The organism is Flavobacterium nackdongense (assembly GCF_004355225.1).
Taxonomy (GTDB): domain Bacteria; phylum Bacteroidota; class Bacteroidia; order Flavobacteriales; family Flavobacteriaceae; genus Flavobacterium; species Flavobacterium nackdongense.
This window is the reverse complement of record NZ_CP037933.1, coordinates 361,737-381,083: the sequence shown is the minus strand read 5'-3', so window position 1 is coordinate 381,083 and position 19,347 is coordinate 361,737. Positions and strand designations below refer to the sequence as shown.

Genomic DNA, 19,347 nt, shown 5'->3' with positions numbered 1-19,347 from the left:
ATTAAAAAAAATAGGATTGTATATTTTTCCAAAATTTGGAAAGTATTTCCAAAACAAAAAAATTCAATATTAAAATTTCTCGTCTTTAAGTTGAAGAACAGCCTTTTCCAATACCTCTTTGGTCCTACTAAAGAGAGCTGCAATTTGTTTTTTATTCTTTGCTTCTTTAGCTATTTTTTCAAGAAGTTTCATTTCTGAACTAATGGATAAAATACCCAAGCTCTCGACGCTAGGTTTAATTTTATGAATCAAACGGCTTACTTCGTGAAAATCATCTTGACTCATTGCTATTGTCGCCTTATCCACAGCACTTGTAGTTTGTTCTATAAAAATCGAAATCATTTTGGCTATGAACTCTTTGTTTCCCCTGCTCATGGTATGGAGTGAAGTTAAATTATAAAGTTTATCCGTTGAAAAAACTTCTGGTATTACTGCTTTTGGAATAGCTGCTTTCTTATTGATGGTATGTTTTGCAATGGTTTCAATTAAAATGTCTTCATCAAATGGTTTAGTCACGTAGTCATCCATGCCTGCCATTTTACATTTATCAATTTCGGTTTTGAATGCATTGGCAGTGAGTGCAACTATGGGGGTGGTGCGTTTGAGTTCTTTTCGAATAATTTCGGTGGCTTCAATACCTCCCATTTCGGGCATTTGAATATCCATTAGAATAATATCAAATTCTCTTTCTTTCAAAATGGCTATGGCTTCAAGCCCATTTTCGGCCTCTGTTACATTACAGTTAAAATATTGTAAAGAATTTTGCGCAACCATTCGGTTTAAATAATTGTCTTCGACCAATAGAATTGAAATATTATCTAATCGAGTTTGAGGTTTATCGCTATCTCGTTCTTCAACATTTAGGATGTCACCTTTGGGATATTTGAGGTAAATACGAATTGTTGTGCCGCTGTTTTTTTCGCTTTCAATTTCAATTTTCCCTCCCATTAAATTAACTAATTCCTTAGTGATCGACAATCCTAAGCCTGTTCCCCCATATTTTCGAGTGATGGCTTTATCTTCTTGAGAAAATTTATTGAAAACATTATCGATAAAGCTACTTTCCATTCCAATTCCGGTATCGGATATTGAAATTTTTATTTTTTGCGAAAGTGTTTTATCCTCAACCAGATCACAATGAATAGCAATACTTCCTTTACTGGTGAACTTAATTGAATTTCCTACAAGGTTAAATAAAATTTGTTGGAGTCTCAAAGCATCGCCAATTAATACCTTTTCTATTTTTTTTGATATTGAAATACTGAGATCAAGCCCTTTTTGCAACAACATGGGGTGCATTACCGTTGCAACATTGGTAATGGATTTTTCAAAAATAAAATTTTCGGATTCTAACGACATTTCTCCAGCTTCGATTTTTGAAATGTCCAAAATATTATTTATAATGGCCAATAAATGTTTCGATGCAATGGAGCTGTTATTGATGTATTTTTTTTGAATTTCGCTTAGTTCTTGTTTTTCTAACTCCCTTAAAAAACCAATAATTGCATTGAGAGGTGTTCGTATTTCGTGGCTCATATTGGCCAAAAATATTTCTTTAGCTTTGGATGACTCTAATGCCTTTGTTTTTTCTTTTTCAAGATCAATCTCCAATTGTTTTTGTTCGGTTATATCTAAATGAATTCCTATAGAACCGATCACATTTCCTTTATTATCATAGTTGGGCGCCCCGCTGATGGCCCACCATTTTAATTCTCCTCTTTTGTTTTTGATTGGGAGCTGATAAATATCTGAGGTGCCTTGTTTTCGGAGTTCTTTTTTATTTTTGATGGTGTCAAAATTATCACCAAAAACAAATAATTCGGATGGATTTTTACCGATAAGTTCGTTAATTTCGTAGCCCGAAATGGTTGCAAAGCTTTGATTTACATATTTAATAACTTCATTATTATCGACTTCAAGCAGGCCAAGGTTCATGTGTGCGATTACATTTTGGTATTTTTCTTCTTGAATTTTGCGAATATTTTCAGCTTCCATTTTTTCGGAAACATCTTGAATAAAGGCGCAGAAAAACACTTGATCGCTTTCATTAATGGGGATAATCGACATTTCGATTGGAAATTCTACACTATTTCTATTCAGTGCAGTAAGATTTAAAGGTTTGTTTAAAACAGGCCCATCTCCAGTTTCGAGATAATGTTTCATTCCTTTTCTATGCGCCTCGATGTGTTGGTGAGGAATTATGGTTTCGGACAAGTCTTTTCCTAAAACTTCTTCTGTTTTATATCCGAAAATAATTTCCGCCTGACGGTTCCAGAAAGTAATTATTCCGTTTATATCAATGGTAATTATGGCGTTAAGTGAAGCATTCATAATCAATTTGCTTCTGTTTTCACTTTGAAAAAGTTGGTTTTCGGCTTCTTTTCGCTTGGAAATATCTTGGAGAAACGCGCAGAAAAAGGTTTCATCATTTTGGGTTACTGGCGTTATTGTTATTTCTGCAAGGAATTCGTCGCCAGATTTTTTCACACCAAAAAGTTCAACTTGCTTATTCAAAAACTCATTGTCGCCTTCGCTTAAATATTGGTAAATAGAATTGTTCCAGAGTTCTTTGTTCCGTTCAGGAATCATAAATTCAGTAAATATTTTACCCAATACTTCCTCTTCCTTCCATCCAAAAACAATTTCGGCTTGATCGTTCCAAAAGGTAATTTCTCCTTTGAAATCGACTGTAATTATTGCATTTAGTGCCGAATTCATTATGATTTGGGTACGTTCTTCACTTTGCTCCAACAGCTTTTGATTTTGAATCCTTTGGGTAACATCGGTGTATTTCCACAGATGGCCTCTATACTCTTCATTTATAAATATAGGAACATAATCTCTGGCCAAAAATCTATTGTCTATCGTTTCGAGAAGTTCGTCGGTAACAGCTTTTTTTTGATTTAAAATTTGATTAATTCTTGGGCTAAACGATGCTGCATCTTTGAATAATTCTTTGGATTGTTCTGCTGAATTGGTGCAGTCAATCCCTATCATTTTCTCGGGAGGCACGGGAATAGAAAAAACATCGCAGAATAGCTGGTTGGTAAACAATATTTTTCGATGCTCGTCCTCTACTAAAACTCCCGATTGTAGGTTGGCTAATAATGTTTTTAATAATTCAACTGTTTGCAAAAGATTCTTTTCAGCCTGTTTTCTTTTAGAAATATCTTGAATAAAGGCACAAAAGAAGATTTCTCCATTTTGTTTTATAGGTATTATAGAAGCTTCTCCATAGAATTCATTTCCTGCTTTGTTAATTAAAATTAATTCTAGTTGTTTATTAAGATAAAAATCCCCTTTGTCTTTTTGATATTGGTCTATGATAGTGTTCCACATCGCTCGGTATTGCGAGGGAATTAATAAATCGACCATTTTTTTTCCTATTACTTCCTCTTTTTTCCAGCCGAATATTGCTTCGGCTTGTCGATTCCAAAATGTTATTTTTTTAGAAATATCAATGGTAACAATTGAATTCAAAGAAGAATTCATTATCAATCGATTGTGTTCTTCGCTTTGTTTGAGTAATTCTAGAGTTTGAATTTTTGTAGTGACATCAGTGTATTTCCAAAGATGACCTTTGTATTCATTGTCAATAAATATGGGTATATAATCGCGTTCTACAAAATGATGGTCTGCTGTTTCTAACAGTTCGCCTAAAATAAGTTTTCGGTCTTTTAGGGTTTTATTGGTCTTGTCAATAAAATGTTGTGGGCTTTTAAATATTAATTTAGACTCGTGTATTAAATCCGAGCAATCTATCCCGACCAATTCCTCGGGTGGGAGTTTTATATTGCGCATATCACAATACATTTGATTTGCAAAAATCATTTTGCGATTTTCGTCTTCTGCCATGATTCCCGATTGAAAATTAGACAGTAGTGTTTTTAGCAATTCATTGTTTTGATGGAGATGCTCCTCGGTTTGCTTTCTTTTGTTAATTTGCGCACGAAGATATTCTGAGACAAACAACAAATCGTCGTTGTGGTCGTACTTTATATCATAGTCTAAATCCTCCTTATTGATACTATTATATAAATTATTGGCCGCTAATTGTTTAAGTTCAATTTCTTTTATTAATTGGTTATTAATTTCGTGATATTCTTTTTCACTTTCTTTAAAAGTGTGATCCATTATCCCTTTGTCTCTTTCAAAAGCTAAATATGAATCATTAACCGACTGAATAAAAGCTTGAAAAGATGGGTTTTCAAGACAGTCAGCAGTTAAATACTTTTTTAATTGTTTTTGCAAAAGCTTATGAAAATCCATAATTAAATAATTTCATTAATGCCGGTTATGGTCATTGTTTGGTTTTGAAGTTCACAATTTGCCAATGGGTTTAAGGGAGAAATTTCGCCATAGGAATAAAAACCTGACAGCATTGTGCCAGTTCCAAATATTTCGGATATAGCTTCGATTTCCTCTTCGATCCTGTTGGGCATAATTAATTTTCTACCCACACAGCTGATCAAAATAGCCAATTTGGGTTTGCTTTTCTCCATTTCCAAACAGGAATTGGCTGCATCACTTGCAGCGTCTATTAATCGGTCAATATTGGCTTTCATAAACCTGATTTTACTTCCCTTGGGAATATCGCCAGCAAAAGTTATGGATTGATTTTCATTGTCAATAGATAGTATGGTTCGAACGATGGGTCTATTATCGTCATCTAACTTTACCGACAGCGGAAAAAGCAGTGCCGAACTAGGCAATTCATCGGCAAATTTACCTAAATACGTTTTGTATAAAGCCAGAGCATTTTTATTATCTATTTCAAATAGTATATTACTTTCTGCTTTGGTAACAGTTCTTTCTAATCCAAAAGATTCCCAACCACCAAAAGAGCCGTGCGAAACCAACAGATTTTCTCCGTAAAAACCTATTGCAATGATTTTGCCCGTTTGAGGTACTTGATTTACTCCTACAAAGGTTTTTTCGAAATTTGCTCCATCACCGGCTAGTCCTCCAGTGATAAGTACATTTTGACTTTTGGAAAAATTCATGCCTTTGACCAGTTCGCTGCCATTCACTTGGCCACCGTCTGAAAGAACGAAAACTAATTTTAAGTCTTTTTGAGGCAAATTATTAATCAAAATTTTGCCTGCTTCATAACTTGAATCGAAATCATCAATACTTATTTCCGAAGTTTTTATTTTGGTGGATTGGAACTGGATTGCTACCAATGAAATAGTATCGTCTATCACTTCGGTCTCATAAATCTCGCCAGCCGAGGAGCACAAAGCGATTTCGGCATTGGGAAATCTATTTTTTATATCTTGAAAGGATTTTTCTTGGGAAACCAAAGTACTCGAACCAAAGCCAAGGACCAACTGAACTTCATTAAAATTTATACTTTCTTCGTTCTTTTCCATAATGAACGAATTATCTTTATATAAGGTAGACGCTATTTTCATCAGATTTATTTGAGTTTCTCAGAAGACTGAATTAAATTATAAATGGTCGATTTGCCAATATCCAGTTTTTTAGCTGTTTTTAACACATCATTTCTATTTTTCTTTAGATAATGCAAAATGATTTCAGCCGTGTATTCTTTTAGTGTTTTTTCTTCAGATAGGAAAAAATCGGTGCTATTGATACTGTTAAAAGTCAAGTCATCTGACAAAATTTCACCATTCTCGCACATCACGCAAGCTAAATCAATTACCGATTTCAATTCGCGAATGTTTCCAGGGAAATGGTACTTTAACAATTTATCTTTAGCTTCTTTTGACAAAATAATGGATTTCATTTTATTGTCTTTTACAAATAGATCAATAAAATATTTAGCCAGTAATAAAGTGTCATTTCCTCGTTCTCGTAATGGAGGCAACTCTATGGGCAAACCAATAATTCTATAGTATAAATCTTCTCTGAAAGATCCTTTTTTTACTTCTTGAGCTAAATCTTTGTGGGTGGCTATTATCAAACGAGCATCAAATTTTATCTTGGTGTTTCCACCCAAGCGAACCACCTCACGTTCTTGCAAGACTCGTAGTAATTTGCTTTGAAGATTCAAATCCAATTCAGCAATTTCATCTAGGAATATAGTCCCTCCGTTGGCTTGTTCAAATTTTCCTATGCTTCGAGTGTTGGCACCAGTAAAGGCGCCTATTTCGTGTCCGAAAAAATCACTTTCCATCAAATCTTTTGGAATTGCCGCCATATTGATGGCTATAAAGGGTTTGTTTTTTCTTTCAGAATTATAATGAATAGCTTTGGCCACGACTTCTTTACCTGTTCCAGTTTCGCCGGTAATTGAAACATTGATATTGGTTTTGATGGATTTGTTTATTTTGTTGAAAACATTTTTTATGGCGTCACTTTGGCCAATAATTGTTTTTTCGAAACTAAACTTTTGTTCTAGTTGCTCCTTTAAATCTTCGACTTCACTAACAAGATCAAGATTCTCTCTAATTTTATTTATAGAATTCCAAAGAATGTCCTTGGTGTGTTCGTTTTTGATGATATAATCGGCAGCACCCGATTTCAAAAAATTGACCGCGACTTCAATTTCTTCTTGGCCGCTAATGATGATAATTGGGATTTTATCATTAGTTTCTTGAATCCTTTTCAACAATTTGTCCCCAGTTATATCAGGTAATCCAAAATCTAAACAGATAATATCGGGTTTTTGATACAAATTGCTAATGCACTCTTTTCCGGTTTTGAAAAGATGAATGTCAAAATCGGGATTAAGTTTCAAGTGATATTTTAAAGCTTCTCCGAAAAAGGGATCGTCTTCAATCAAAAAAATTTTCAAAGATTTCATAGGCAAATTTTATTAATTTGGGGGACATTAGAATACTAAATTACAAAAAAAATGTTAAGTACATATTTTTATTTCAAAGGAGGAATTTTAAAAACTGAGAAAATGGAATCAAAAAAAGCGCTATTCTCGATACAAGAATAGCGCAATTCACTTCAGTATATGGAAAACTAAAACCGATCTCGAATAATTATTTTTTTAGTATAGCTTTTATTTTCACTATCGGTGATTTTTAGCAAATAAAACCCACGCAAATCAATGGGTAAATCTATTCTGATTTCCTCTTGATTATCGAATTCTTGGCTTATAACCGTAATTCCCTGCAAAGAAATTATTTCAGCCTTAGTAATCAATTTGTTAGTAAATTCATCTCCCATTTTATGTGTTAAACTAATAGTAACCACGTCATTTACCGGGTTAGGGAACGTTTTTACTGCGACCATTTCGAGCTCTTGCGCTTTAGATTGGATTGTATTTACGACCAAATTTGTGGCTATCGGCAAATAGGTGTCAAACTGAATCGAAGCAGAGTTCACAATTTTTGTTTCTGCACTGATTCCTAGTACAGGAGCAACAGAAAAACTCACGTAACCTTGACTATCTTGTGCGTTTTCTTCCGATGGTGGCAAAAACATGTCGTCCCAAACAAATTTTAAAGTTCGTCCTTCGATTTCTGTTTTTACATTTTCGTGACTTGACGAAATGATTTTAAAGGTATTGATATCTAGTTCACCCGGCAGTAGGTCGGTTATAACCACTTTTTGAGCTGGAAAATTTCCCATATTTTCAAATCGAATAGTATATGTCAATGGTTGAGTTGGCAAAATATAACCTTCTGTTCCATATCCTTTTGGCGAAACCAAAATATCATTTGGGTCTATGGCTCCATATACCAAATAATTCTGTTCTACGGTATTGTCTGCAAGTGTACAATCTTGGTCTGTGGCAAGAATTTCTCCTTTAAAAGTAAAGGTATCCCCTATTTGTACCGAAGTATCATTGCCGTGTGAAAACGAAATCACCACATTTTCGAATGCGTTTAAAGCATTTATTGACCAAGTAAATTTGTTGAATTTCTTTCCGTTATCTTCAAAAGATTGCTGTTGCACAAAAGGAATCGAAGGATTTGAAATCGTTATTTGTGCTGGAACAACAAAATTAACTGTAAAATTGTTGACCATATTGCGTGTTTGATTCGTAGCAACAATCTTAAATTGGCCATTATTATACCCTTTTCTGATGGCGGTTCCGCCCATATCTAATTTCAAATCAGTTTCGTTGCAAGCTGGAATTGCAGGAATTTCAACAACATCTGAGGTTTTATAATTCGTTACATCCAATTTCAGTGGCGAATTACTAGCCATTAATCCATTTTCAGCCAAAACTTCCAATTGCAAACTGTTTTCTGAAGTATAAAAACTAAAATTGCCCTCTGCATTTGAAAATACTTTCGTGTTTGTTGGCGATACTTTTACAGCAGCTCTCGTTATAACCGATTCTTCTGCTTGTTTAACACCGTCATTATTGGCATCAAAGTACACCAAACCTGTTACTTTAATTTGTTGTGGTTCTTTAATTTCCAAAATCTGATTTATAGCTACATCCTTCAGAACTTGAACAATACCACTTGGCCATTTTACTTCTAAAGAATCTATTAAAGCTGCATTTTCCATCCCAAAATGTTGGGTAAAACTGCTTTGCCCTCCAAAACCACTTTGACTGTTTACTTCTCTAAATTGAAGTTTGTCTTTGGTGAAAGCCGTAATTTTAGCTCCAATTGCTGAACCGTTACTAACGGTCGCTTTCAAATTAATTTCCAACCATTTGTTGGCATTTCCGTTATTGGTAAAAATATGATTTTTTTGATTGGAATGGGTGGCGACAGCCAAATCTAAATCGCCATCGTGGTCAAAATCACTCCAAGCATGACCAAAAGACAATCCGAAATTGTAAGTGACCATTTCGTCTCTGTTTTCGGTAAAATTGCCCTGCCCATCGTTAAAATAAAGGAATTTTCTAATTCTGTCATTGGTCACAAAAAGATCTAAATCACCATCATTATCCATATCGGCAAAACTACAACCGTGTGAACTTCCGCCTTGATTTACAATCGAATTAGTAACTTTTTCAAAGTTTCCGTTGCCTAAATTTTTGTATAAAAAGTTTCGAGTAGAATTTGAATTAGTCACAAACAAATCTAAATCGCCATCATTGTCAATATCTCCCCAGCAACTTCCTACCGATTTTCCTCCTTCGGAATTGATCACATTATTCTCTTTGGAGAAAGTTCCATTTCCATCATTATGAAATAAAGAATTATTTTTCCCAATACCATTTGGCACAAATAAATCCATAAATCCGTCTTGGTCATAATCGGCCCAAGTTGGTCCTAATGAAGAATTTGCTTCTAATGGAATTGCAGTTGCCATTTCTTTAGAAAAACCATTTGATCCATTTTTGTGTAATTCATTGTATTTTGTCGGGAAATAATTACACATAAACAAATCAACTTTATTATCATTGTCATAGTCGGCAAATGCGCCGCCATGATAATAAGAAACCTCTTGAGTAAATGATTTCGATTTATCTAAAACTAAAGTACCTGCATCATTCCTATAAAAGCTATTTGGTGTTCTAGTATTGTTTAATACCAGTAAATCGGCATCACCGTCATTATCAACATCTGCCCAGGTGTTGCTCATAGAAATTCCAGCTTCGGGCAAAACTTGACCCGCAGTAAATCCACCTTTTTTATTGTTCATAAAGATAGAATTTGGTACCGTTAGTCCCATATCGGTTACAAACAAATCATCCCAACCGTCGGAGTTGATGTCAATCCAACTGATAGTCCAAGAATTGGTTGTATTAGGATTAAAAACTGCATCTTCAAAATGCGAGAAGATTAAATTTGAGGTATCTTTCGTATTGACTGAAACCGAATTGGCAATGGTCGATTGTTGAATTTCACCATTTATTTTTCCGGTTATAACAGTTTCGATGGTAGAGTTTAGTGTTTGTCCTATTATTTCTCCGTCGTTGGCACCGACTGTTGCAACAACGGTAGTTTCTACCCGATATTCTGAATTGGGCCGAAGCGTTGGCAAATCACCAAATACTACTTTGGTTTTATCTCCAAGTTCCTGAATTTGGCCTTGCGTCACTTTTTGGTCAGTATTTGTAATTTTTGATTCGACAACTTTCAATCCATCTTGAACGATTACCTCTATTGATGGTTCCATTACTTCAGAACTGGTTTTAATCGTAGAAGTAACTGTTGCATTTTCTAAAGGAATCAGCGAGTCATCATTAATTGTGCTCGTTTGTGTAAAGGAATGTCCGAGTGAACTTCCAGAATAACACATCCAATTGTCATTAAAATTACTGTTCATTACCGAAATATCGGTATCGCTAGTAACTATTAAATAGGGTTTGTCTGGACCAGCACCAGTTCCTGTTCCATTATAAATTGCCTTCCATTCCGCTAAACTAATAATACAATCTACATACCGTTCCGGCTGAATTATATACGTTTTATTGAACTTTAAGCCACCCGTATTAGCATCTTTAACATTTACAGTTGCTCCATTTTTTGAAAACAAATAGAGATGTGAAAATTGTCCGCCAAATTTTAAATTAGTCAAAGGATTAACCACATTAGTTTCATTTCCTGGTGGCGGAATATAGGTTAAAAAGCTTTTTCCTGCCGAAGTTCCATTTTCAGACGAAACCATTGTTGCCATATCCGAAGTTCCTGGGGCACCGGTTTCAAACCAATTCCCTTCAAAAACTGAAACTCTTTTGCCTGTACTACAACTGATTCTAAAAACAGTAGCAAAAGAAATATTTCCTTCATTCTTGCCTACCCAATCCCCAGCTTTTAATTTATTCAAGTTAAAGTTTTTAACCAAAATCCAATTTCCGTTTAGATATCTTTCTAACTTCACTGCATTGGCATCATCCCAACTCACAATTCTAATTTCTTGTTCGCCACCCGATTGATACGGTACACCAAAATACATTAGATCACCCGCTGAACTTCCGTTCGAAGTGGGGACATATCCACCACCATCTCTTTCGTTACCAAATAATGCCCCGTACTGAACTGTTATGGGTTTATTGGATGTAATGACATAGGTTTCTCCCGAAATCATAACATTCCTCCCCTCTGTTGAGCTGTAAAGTAAATCTTGACCAATATTAAGTGTTTTGTTAAAAATCAATATTGGATTTTCAGCATTTACATCTGTAAAACCGGTGTTCGTTTTAGCTTGAGTAGATATTTTATGAAATTGTACTACTGTATTATCTTGATAAGCAAACACATTAATATCACGATTTGAAGATGTAATCATAGGAGCATAAACGATAAATTTTTGTCCAATAGAACTTTTATCAACGCTGGGAACCCAATCGTGTTGCCAATCACTGTTCGTGCTTTGGGAGGCATAAACCAGTTTGTTAGATTTCACAATAAAATAATCTCCATCCCATTTTAGGATACCTCCGGAGGCATATCGCGCATCATCATTTGTACCATTGTCTTTAATGTAAAGAATATAGCTTTGACCGGCTTTCAAAGTACCTGTCTTGCTGTCGTCCGTATCTCCGTCGGCTCCATCATCAATAATTTCAAATTGAGTGTCATCATAAATGGCGGTCACGATCAAGCAAACATCTCTTTTGACAGCATCATTATTTGGCGATACGTAAATTTGAAAATACGTTGAGGGTTCGCCTGTGGCGTGGGCGTTTTTTACTCCTAAGATTAAAAGTAAGAAAACAAATAGTTTTTTTTTCATAAGTTTTGATTTTAATTTTACGAAAAACTCAAAACCAATTCACGTGCCAATGGATTAAAATATTTAAAATCAAAGATTTACAAATATTTAAATCATAAAATTTTTCCAAAAAATGGAAAATAGTCTAGTTTTTGGGTGGCTAGATATAAAATAAAAACTGAAATTGCTAAATGAAGTACCCTATTTAAATTTAAAAAAAACATCCCAGGCAAACCGAATCAATGTGCCGACAACTACTACCAAAAAGAAGATTCGGATGAATTTATTTCCTCTGTTTATGGCAAGTTTGGCACCCAACCAACCTCCGCAGGCATTACTGAAAGCCATAGGAATGGCGACTGCCCAAATGATTTTTCCCTTTAGCACAAACAAACAAATCGAACCAAAATTAGTTGCCAGATTCACCATTTTAGCATTGGCGGAAGCCTGCAAAAAATCGAATCCCATCAAGGCAATAAAGGCTACCACCAAAAAACTTCCGGTTCCGGGACCAATAAATCCATCATAAAAACCCACCACAAAACTGATCAATACTGCATAAAGAATTTGTGTTCTGGCAGAATGTGATTTTACGCTATGTTGACCGAAATTCTTTTGTGCATAGGTATACACCACCAAAAGTGATAGCACAACCAACAGTAAAGGTTTCATAAAATCATTGCTCACATAAGTAAGCAGAGTCGATCCCAAAAAAGCCGAAGGAAAAGCCAAAATCATCATAGTAGCAAGCAATTTCCAATTCATTTCCACTTTTTTGAGGTATTGATAGGCAGCAAAAGAAGTTCCGCTGAAGGCGGGAATTTTCAAGGTTCCTATAATGGACGAAACAGCGACATTGGGCAACAATATTAAAGCAACGGGAGTTTGAATCAATCCGCCACCTCCTACTATGGCATCAATGAAACCTGCGGTAAAAGATGCTAAACAAAGAAAAATAATGATATAGGTTTCCATTCCAAAAATTTTTTCAAATGTACTATTTAAGTTTATTGGTTTATTCGTTAATTTGTCATCGACAATTAAAAATTACTATTTTTTCAAATTTCAAATGGACAACACGCAAATTATCACATTAGTTAGTTATTCTCTACCCACCTTAATTATGGCTTTTGTAGCCTATAGTTTTTATGAACTTTACACCAAAAACGAAAGTGCCAAACGCCTCTATTTGTTGAAAAAAGAAACAAAACCCGAAAGTTTATCGATAAGATTGCAAGCCTACGAGCGAATGACCTTGTTTTTGGAACGCATCAATCCATCGCAATTATTGGTTCGGATTAGCCCGATTTCGGAAGATAAAACGGATTATCAAAATTTTGTAATCGCCCAAATCGAACAAGAATACGAACACAATTTGACCCAACAAATTTATGTGTCAGAAGAATGTTGGTCGACCATCACGAATGCCAAAAACGCCACTATTCAAATGATTCTTTTGGCGGCAAAAAACGAAAAAATTGCTGATGCCAATCAGTTGCGAGAATTGATTTTGAAAGATTTATTAGCAAAATCATCGCCGAGCGGCACAGCACTTTCTTTTCTAAAAAACGAAGTAGGACAGCTTTGGTAATAGACGAAAACCTTTTTTATTAATTTTTTTCAAAAGCAAGTCTAAATTATTTAATTTCTGGAAGCACGAAGTTGTCCAAAGCACTTTTTTCTTTCATTAATGCTTCTATTTCGTCAGACTTTCGTGGAGCTTCGGCTGATAAGTTGATGGGGCCTTTTTTGGTAACCAAAATATCATCTTCAATTCGTACTGCAATTCCCCACCATTTTTTATCACAATTGCTTCCCTTTGGAATATAAATGCCAGGTTCCACTGTGAGCACCATATTTTCTTCAAAATTTTCATATTTTCCAGGATCATGAACATCTAATCCGATGTGGTGTGAAGTACCGTGAGGAAAATACAGCCTTGAATCTGATGGATTACTTATGATTCCCAATTTCATTAACCCTTCTGTAATTATTTTCCGCCCTACTTGGTCGGGAACTTCAAAACTATTGCCAATAATAACGGCCTTAATTCCGGCTTCCTGAGCTTGATACACCAAATCATAGATTAATTTTTGCTCTGTCGAAAAGGTACCATTTGCGGGAATAGTTCGAGTTACATCAGCCGTATATCCGTGATATTCGGCACCCAAATCCATTAAAACTAAATCATTTTCAACTTTAGTTTTAGAATTTTCGATATAATGCAAAACACAGCCATTGTTTCCCGCACCAACAATAGAGGGGTATCCCTCGTACTCACTTCCGTATTTTTTATAAACATATTCGTGTATTCCTTGAATTTCAAATTCAGACATACCTACGTGCATCGCTTTCATAATTTCTCGTTGCCCCATAGCCGAAATACGAACTGCTTTAGTTAGCAATGCTAGTTCTTCTTTAGCTTTAATTTCCCTTAAACTTGCCATATAATCATCAAGAGTGGTGGCATCTAATTTGGCTTTTTTTACATTTATTTGTTTTACACCATCTATTTCTTTTTGCAAATTCGTTTCACTTTTTTCCATTCTTTTGGAATTATATCCAATTTGATCCTTGAATGAAGCTACCAGTTTAAATAATGAAGCTTCATCTCTTTTAGAATCTCTAATGTCATTTTGAAATTCAGTAAAAAATACCGTATCAAAGTTTTGAAAATTAATTCCAGACTTCAAGAAATCCTTACCGTTATAAGCATTTTCAAAACCTAGCTCACTTTTGGCTCCATCTACTCCCAGACGAATTCCTGTCCATTGCTCCGCTTTCGGATTTTTTTCTTGGACGTATAAAATTTCGTTTATCAATTTACCTTCAGTGTTTTTTTGCGCTTCAGAAAACACCACCAAAACACAATTTGGCTCTTTATAACCCGTCAAATAATAAAAATTTGGATCTTGATGATAAATAAAATCTACATCATTAGCTCTGTTTCTTTCAGGATTACCAAAGAACACTGCTACCGTGTTTTTGGGCATTTTTTTTCGCAAAGCCTCTCTTCTATCTTTGTGAAATTCAGAAGCAAGATAGTCCGTTGGTTTATCGGTTTGAGCCGAAGAAAAATGGATAAAAAAGGAAAATAGCAAACCCAAAAGCAACTTTCTCATAGTCAAAGAATTTAGTAGATTAGAAAAAAGAAAAGTAAATATATCACTTTTTTACAATTTTGGTTTCTTGTAGTAAGTATTAAAAGCAATTTAAACCGAATTTAGACATTATCTTTCCTCATAGAGCTGAAGCAATTGCGTTACGGTATTCCAATTCCGAATCGTTGCCGTAACATTCAATTTTTTTTCGATGTATTTCTGGTCAAATCTTGTTTTTCCTGCCCCAACAGCATATTTGATGTAGATTTTAGTACCATCAATACTGGCGTCATCGGGTTTTACCTGACTCATTTTCAAATCATTTATACTCTCGCTTTTCAAAGTCGTAGAAATGAATGCGACGTATAATTTTTTAATATCTAAATCCTTCTCTTTCAAAAAAGGATTGTTTTTGAAACACGCTTCTAAATCAGATTTTCCAATAACCACGATGGGAACTTCGTGACCAAAGGCCTTGAAGATTTCCTGCTTGATTTTGAAACCCACAGCAGCAGGATTTTCTTCTTCGGTATCGACAAAAACATTCCCCGATTGGATATATGTTTGCACGTTTTGAAAACCAACCGCTTCCAAAGTCGTTTTCAAAGCCTCCATTTTTATCATATTGTGACCGGAAACGTTGATGCCGCGAAGTAATGCGAGATGGGTTTTCATTTTATAGTTATTTAAGAATTCAAATATAGTTTTTCCTACTTCAATACCAAACAATTGTATTTCCATTTTTCCGAACAAAAAACTATCTTCGCTTTTGAAAGAAAATAGAAAATAGAACAAAGAGTAAAGACTCGAGAAATCTTTATTCTATTCTCTTTATTCTATTTTCTAAAAAAACATTATGCAGCAAAACCTCTTAGAAACCCAAATAGAATACCTCAAAGGCGTCGGTCCTAACCGCGGGACTTTGTTGCGCAAGGAATTGGGAGTTCATAAGTACGGTCATTTGCTGAATTTTTTCCCCAATCGGTACATCGATCGAACACGTTATTACAAGATTAACGAATTGCAGCCCCGAAGTCTCGGGACTATTGCCGAAGTACAAATTATCGGTAAAATCATCAATGTAAAAACGGTTGAATTTGGCAAAAACCAGAAACGATTGGTCGCCACGTTCGTGGATGATACAGGTCAGATGGAACTCGTTTGGTTTCAAGGGCACAAATGGATTCGGGAGAGTTTGAAAATCAATGAAATGTGTGTGGTTTTTGGAAAATGCACTTCTTTTGGAAACACATTCAATATGGCGCATCCCGAAATCGAGTTGATGAGCGAGCACGAACAAAGCCTGCGTTCGGCGATGCAACCGGTTTATCCATCGACAGAAACTTTGGCCAACAGAGGTATTTCGAATCGAGTAATCAATAAAATGATGCAGCAATTATTCTTGGAAACCCAAGCTAAATTCGAAGAAACTTTGCCGGATTATTTAATTACCGAATTGAAACTAATTCCTAAAAATGCGGCTTTGTTCAACATCCATTTCCCAAAAAGTAGCGACGCTTTGGCGAAAGCCCAATTCCGATTAAAATTTGAAGAATTGTTCTATATTCAAGTACAATTAATTACTCAAAATCTAATTCGGAAGCACAAAATCAAAGGGCATCCATTTACGAAAGTGGGCGAATATTTCAATGATTTCTATCAAAATCATTTGCCTTTTGAATTGACCAACGCTCAAAAAAGAGTGATAAAAGAAATCCGAATCGATATGGGAAGCCACGCCCAAATGAACCGATTGCTACAAGGCGATGTAGGTTCGGGCAAAACAATTGTGGCTTTGATGAGTATGTTGATTGCCTTGGATAATGGTTTTCAATCCTGCTTGATGGCACCCACAGAAATTTTGGCTAATCAACATTTTAATGGTCTTTCAGCATTAGCCAAAGATTTGAATATCAATATAAAATTACTTACTGGTTCAACCAAAACTGCAACTAGAAAAATCATCCACGAAGAGCTCGAAAACGGTAGTTTACACATTCTGATTGGCACGCATGCTTTACTGGAAGACAAAGTAAAATTTCATAATTTGGGCTTGGCTGTAATCGACGAGCAACATCGTTTTGGAGTAGAACAACGTTCGAAATTGTGGAAGAAAGGAAGCCTCCCTCAGTCCCTCGAAAGGAGGGAAGTAGAGCACATTGTACAAAAATACAAGACTGCGCGACCTTCAACTTATAGTCTTTTAAAAGATCTCAAAAACCAAAACAAAAAAAACAGTACAAAAGCTGAAGGTGTTTTATGGGAGGGTTTGAGAAATAATAACCTAACTTATAAATTCAGAAGACAACATATTATCGATATGTTTATTGTTGATTTTATATGTATTGAAAAAAAACTCGTTATAGAAGTTGATGGCGGCTATCATAACACTATTGAACAGCAAGAAGCCGATGAAATGCGAACTCAAATCCTCAATGAACTCGGTTTCAAAGTGATTCGTTTTAGTAATGAGGAAATAATGGGAAATACTGACGAAATACTAAAAAAAATAACCTCAATCCTAGAAAGCCTCCCTTCTGGGGAGGTTGGTGGGGCTATTCCACCACACGTTTTGGTGATGACTGCCACTCCTATTCCTCGAACATTAGCGATGAGCTTGTATGGTGATTTGGATATTTCTGTGATTGACGAATTGCCGCCTGGACGAAAACCCATTCAAACCGTGCATCGTTTTGACAGTAATCGGTTGAAAGTTTGGAAATTCATTCGAGACGAAATTGCTTTGGGACGCCAGATTTACATCGTCTATCCGTTGATTGAGGAATCCAAAACGATGGATTACAAAGATTTGATGGATGGCTACGAAAGTATTTCGAGAGATTTTCCCTTACCGCAATACGCTATTTCGATACTTCACGGAAAAATGAAACCCGCGGATAAGGATGCCGAGATGAAACGCTTTGCCGAAGGAAAAACCAATATTATGGTTGCTACCACTGTGATTGAAGTTGGAGTGAATATCCCCAATGCCAGCGTAATGATTATCGAAAGTGCGGAACGTTTTGGATTGTCGCAACTCCATCAGCTACGGGGCCGCGTGGGTCGTGGTGCCGAGCAAAGTTATTGCATCCTGATGACGAGCCACAAATTGAGCGCCGACAGCAAAACCCGAATGGAAACGATGGTGGGCACCAATGACGGTTTCGAAATTGCGGAAGTTGATCTGAAATTGAGAGGTCCAGGCGATCTGATGGGAACCCAACAAAGTGGTGTTTTGAATCTTCAAATAGCTGATATTGTCAAAGATAAAGACATTTTGCAACTGGCTCGAAATTATGCTCTTAAAATACTGAAAGAGGATCCCTCGATGCAAAAACCGGAAAATGCTATTTTGAGAGCTTCTTATATTGAATTGACCAAGAAGAAAAATATTTGGAATTACATCAGCTAAACCAAATTCATGGAATTCAGCTAATCCAGATTTAACCGTTTTAACTTTAATAGCCTCAACATAAATGGAATGGTTTTTTTGAGCATTTTTCTTTTTTTGATAATAAATATCTATTTAAAAATTACTAAATAGTTAACAAAAACCTCCCTTATCCACTCACAATATTCTAAATTTGTCCTTTCCTTACATTAGGGGATTTTTAATCGATTTTTATTTAGAATATGACACTCAAACGCATCATTTTTATCGCACTAATTTTAGTATTTGGAGCCTTTATAACCTATAGAATTGTTTCTAACAAAAATAAAAACAACGAATCCAAAGGAAAAGAAGGAAAAAACAAAGTAATGACCCTCAGCGGAATTGTTGTCAAAACCCAAATTTTCGATAACAACTTATCACTTTCGGGCTCGATTGAAGCCGATGAGCAAGTCGAAATTCGTTCCGAAGTTTCTGGAATTGTGGAAAGTATCAATTTTAAAGAAGGCAGCTATGTTAGCAAGGGGCAACTCCTTTTCAAAGTAAACGACGTCGAACTAAGAGCACAATTAGCTCAAGCCAAAACCAAAGAAGGATTGGCCGCCGAAAATGAAAGAAGAGCAAAATTATTGCTCGAAAAAGAAGCCATCAGTCAAGAAGAGTATGATGTTGCCAAAGCAGATTTTAAATTGGCAAAAGCCCAAACTCAATTAATTCAAGCACAAATCGCCAAAACTGCGGTCAAAGCTCCATTTTCAGGAAAAATTGGTTTGCGCTCCATCTCACCGGGAACCTACATCACCCCTAGCCTTTTGGTCGCCAAATTGATCAACAACAATCAATTGAAAATCTCTTTTTCTATTCCGGAGAAATATGCCAATCAAGTAAAATCTAATACCAAATTGAGTTTTACAGTTGCTGGTTCTACCGAAAAATTTACGGCTAGCATTTACGCCATTGAACCTGAGGTTGAAATTGCAACAAGAACATTACAAGTTCGTGCTATTACCGAAAACAGGGATGGAAAATTATTGCCCGGTACTTTTGCAAATGTCGAATTACCTTTAGATATTATCAAAGATGCTGTAGTTATTCCATCAGAAGCGATAATTCCCGTGCAAAATGGGAAAAAAGTTTTTATTTCCAATATGGGTAAAGCCAAAGAAGTTATGGTCGAAACCGCTACAAGAACAGACGCTTCAGTTTTGGTTTTGTCAGGTTTAAAAGCTGGTGACACGCTAATCACGAGCGGCGTAATGTCTTTGAAAGAAGAGGATGCGGTGAAAGTGAAGATTTGATATACGAGGTACG

General features: G+C 35.5%; 10 protein-coding genes. 3 read left to right on the top strand and 7 right to left on the bottom strand.

The features are described 5' to 3' along the window. Positions 1-69 precede the first annotated feature (69 nt). The 5 genes from E1750_RS01465 to E1750_RS01445 form a co-directional block, all read right to left on the bottom strand. A complete protein-coding gene (locus E1750_RS01465; protein WP_133275049.1) occupies positions 70-4,269 on the bottom strand; it encodes a PAS domain S-box protein in 4,200 nt (1,399 codons plus the stop codon). 2 nt (positions 4,270-4,271) lie between these two features. Then, entirely contained in the window at positions 4,272-5,414 is a 1,143-nt protein-coding gene (locus tag E1750_RS01460; protein ID WP_133275048.1) for an FIST signal transduction protein, read from the bottom strand. A gap of 5 nt (positions 5,415-5,419) precedes the next feature. After that, positions 5,420-6,769 (bottom strand): sigma-54-dependent transcriptional regulator, encoded by a 1,350-nt coding sequence (locus E1750_RS01455; RefSeq protein WP_133275047.1) that lies wholly within the window; start codon positions 6,767-6,769, stop codon positions 5,420-5,422. A 167-nt stretch (positions 6,770-6,936) separates the two neighbouring features. Beyond that, the gene (locus E1750_RS01450; protein WP_133275046.1) at positions 6,937-11,565 is read right to left on the bottom strand and encodes an FG-GAP-like repeat-containing protein; all 4,629 of its coding nucleotides are present in this window, start codon (positions 11,563-11,565) and stop codon (positions 6,937-6,939) included. Between the two features lie 180 nt (positions 11,566-11,745). Continuing rightward, a complete protein-coding gene (locus tag E1750_RS01445) occupies positions 11,746-12,519 on the bottom strand; it encodes a sulfite exporter TauE/SafE family protein (RefSeq protein WP_133275045.1) in 774 nt (257 codons plus the stop codon). Between the two features lie 94 nt (positions 12,520-12,613). Here E1750_RS01445 and E1750_RS01440 point away from each other — a divergent pair, with 94 nt between their 5' ends. Then, positions 12,614-13,135 carry a DUF7935 family protein gene (locus E1750_RS01440; RefSeq protein WP_133275044.1) on the top strand — a complete coding sequence of 174 codons (522 nt, stop codon included), beginning with the start codon at positions 12,614-12,616 and terminating at the stop codon, positions 13,133-13,135. 46 nt (positions 13,136-13,181) lie between these two features. On the opposite strand, the gene E1750_RS01435 is transcribed toward E1750_RS01440, so the two are convergent. Both E1750_RS01435 and E1750_RS01430 read right to left on the bottom strand, forming a co-directional pair. After that, positions 13,182-14,666: an aminopeptidase P N-terminal domain-containing protein gene (locus E1750_RS01435; protein ID WP_133275043.1), complete on the bottom strand. Its 1,485-nt coding sequence runs from the start codon at positions 14,664-14,666 to the stop codon at positions 13,182-13,184. 108 nt (positions 14,667-14,774) lie between these two features. After that, on the bottom strand, positions 14,775-15,320 hold the full coding sequence (locus E1750_RS01430; RefSeq protein WP_133275042.1) for a DUF1697 domain-containing protein: 546 nt from the start codon (positions 15,318-15,320) through the stop codon (positions 14,775-14,777). 181 nt (positions 15,321-15,501) lie between these two features. On the opposite strand from E1750_RS01430, the gene E1750_RS01425 reads away from it, so the two are divergent. Further along, complete coding sequence (locus tag E1750_RS01425) at positions 15,502-18,057, top strand: DUF559 domain-containing protein (RefSeq protein ID WP_133275041.1); 2,556 nt, start codon at positions 15,502-15,504, stop codon at positions 18,055-18,057. A 221-nt stretch (positions 18,058-18,278) separates the two neighbouring features. Continuing rightward, entirely contained in the window at positions 18,279-19,334 is a 1,056-nt protein-coding gene (locus tag E1750_RS01420; protein WP_133275040.1) for an efflux RND transporter periplasmic adaptor subunit, read from the top strand. Positions 19,335-19,347 lie beyond the last annotated feature (13 nt).

Coding starts and splice junctions, on each gene's coding strand:
- E1750_RS01435 (WP_133275043.1), bottom strand. CDS start 14,666: ATGAGAAAGTTGCTTTTGGGTTTGCTATTTTCCTTTTTTATCCATTTT.
- E1750_RS01450 (WP_133275046.1), bottom strand. CDS start 11,565: ATGAAAAAAAAACTATTTGTTTTCTTACTTTTAATCTTAGGAGTAAAA.
- E1750_RS01440 (WP_133275044.1), top strand. CDS start 12,614: ATGGACAACACGCAAATTATCACATTAGTTAGTTATTCTCTACCCACC.
- E1750_RS01455 (WP_133275047.1), bottom strand. CDS start 6,769: ATGAAATCTTTGAAAATTTTTTTGATTGAAGACGATCCCTTTTTCGGA.
- E1750_RS01445 (WP_133275045.1), bottom strand. CDS start 12,519: ATGGAAACCTATATCATTATTTTTCTTTGTTTAGCATCTTTTACCGCA.
- E1750_RS01465 (WP_133275049.1), bottom strand. CDS start 4,269: ATGGATTTTCATAAGCTTTTGCAAAAACAATTAAAAAAGTATTTAACT.
- E1750_RS01420 (WP_133275040.1), top strand. CDS start 18,279: ATGACACTCAAACGCATCATTTTTATCGCACTAATTTTAGTATTTGGA.
- E1750_RS01425 (WP_133275041.1), top strand. CDS start 15,502: ATGCAGCAAAACCTCTTAGAAACCCAAATAGAATACCTCAAAGGCGTC.
- E1750_RS01460 (WP_133275048.1), bottom strand. CDS start 5,414: ATGAAAATAGCGTCTACCTTATATAAAGATAATTCGTTCATTATGGAA.
- E1750_RS01430 (WP_133275042.1), bottom strand. CDS start 15,320: ATGAAAACCCATCTCGCATTACTTCGCGGCATCAACGTTTCCGGTCAC.